Consider the following 1,505-nt stretch of genomic DNA (forward strand, 5'->3'; position numbering starts at 1 on the left):
GTCCAGGTCCGCGCCGTGCTCGGCGCCGATCGCGGCGGCGACGGCCGCTTCGAGGACGCGGCGCGGTTTCTGGAGCAGCTGTTCCTGGATGGGTTGAAGCCGAAGGGCTAGCGTCGACAAGATGGCTTAGCGGGTGCGACCCGTCTCCGTCATCTGCTTGTTGCCGACCTTGGAGACTGGCGAGGCGTCGTCACTTCGTCATCCACGGGCGAAGCGGACGCGGAGACCCGAGGATCCATTCCGTTATCTTGATCGAAGGGCGCAGCGGAGCAGAATTCTGCACCGCAGAAGCGCATTGAAGTCACGGAATGGATCCTCGGGTCTGCGCTGCGTCGCTACGCTCCTTGCTCCGCCCGTGGATGACGAAGTGATGGGCTTGCCGCTGCCTTTCTCGGACGGCTCCGCCTTCCAGCAATCGACCTCACGCGCTGCGCCGCTCGGTCGGAAGCTCCTCGAGCAGCTTCCGCAACTTCGCTACCGAGTTCTGCTCGGCAAGCGGCGTATAGACGATCAGCCTCATATCCGAACCGTCGTCGATCGAGAGGCTCATATGCTCGAACGTCATCGCGCCGGCGATCGGATGCCGCAGGTGCTTCAGGCCGGAAAGCCTGTGCACGACATCGCGCTGCGGCCACCATTCGCGGAACTCCGGACTTGAGCGCATCATCAGCGCGATCAGCCGCTCGAAATCCGGATCGCCGGTGTATTTCGCGCTCTCGGCGCGGAACGCGGCAAGGGTCGCGCGCGCCAGCTGCTCCCAGTCCACCAAAAGGTGCCGCCGGTGCGGATCGGTGAAGACGCCGTGGAGGATGTTGCGGGCATCGCCCTCCAGCTGGCCGTAATCGCCGAAAATGGCGACCGCCGCGTCATTCCAGGCCAGCACGTCCCAGCGCGGGCCGACGACATAGGCGGGCTGCAGCACCAGGCTCTGCAGCATGTGCAGCAAGGGTCCTTCGACCTTGCTCTGCACGATGCGCCGCCGCTCCGGCTGCTGGCGCCCGGCGAGCGTGAACAGATGGCGCTGCTCGGCGCCGTCGAGCCGCAGCGCCTGGCAAAGCGCCGACAGCACCTCGACCGAGGGCCGCACGTCCCTGCCCTGCTCCAGCCAGGTGTACCAGGTCGTGCCGACGCCGGCGATCATCGCCACTTCCTCGCGCCTTAAGCCCGGCGTGCGCCGCCGCGCGCCGCAAGCGATGCCGGCGGCATCAGGCGAAAGCCGTTCGCGCCGCGAACGCAGGAAGGCGCCGAGCTCGCGCCGGCGGTGATCTTCGGGGGAATGAGCGACGGCATCCATGCGCGTATTATAGCAGTACTGATACCAGGATAAAGTTTGAACTGTTTGGGATGCGCGCGGTGTCCCATCTTTCCGTTCAGAGCAGCGCAAGGAGGCTCTGGACATGGAACTCAAGGACAAAACCATTCTCGTCACCGGCTCGACCGACGGCGTCGGCCGTGTGGTCGCCGAAAGGCTCGGCGCCGCCGGAGCCCGCGTGCTGGTGCATGGC

General features: G+C 66.0%; 1 protein-coding gene and 2 pseudogenes. 2 read left to right on the forward strand and 1 reads right to left on the reverse strand.

The features are described from left to right. Window positions 1–111 (forward strand): annotated as a pseudogene (locus EOA24_RS37680) (TetR family transcriptional regulator C-terminal domain-containing protein); the annotation flags it as partial. 310 nt (window positions 112–421) lie between these two features. On the opposite strand, the gene EOA24_RS37685 reads toward EOA24_RS37680, so the two are convergent. Next, the gene (locus EOA24_RS37685; RefSeq protein WP_126081951.1) at window positions 422–1,294 is read right to left on the reverse strand and encodes a helix-turn-helix transcriptional regulator; all 873 of its coding nucleotides are present in this window, start codon (window positions 1,292–1,294) and stop codon (window positions 422–424) included. Between the two features lie 103 nt (window positions 1,295–1,397). Between EOA24_RS37685 and EOA24_RS43630 the strand changes: the two are divergent. Further along, window positions 1,398–1,505 (forward strand): annotated as a pseudogene (locus EOA24_RS43630) (3-oxoacyl-ACP reductase); the annotation flags it as partial.

This window comes from Mesorhizobium sp. M2A.F.Ca.ET.039.01.1.1, from assembly GCF_003998035.1.
Taxonomy (GTDB): Bacteria; Pseudomonadota; Alphaproteobacteria; order Rhizobiales; family Rhizobiaceae; genus Mesorhizobium.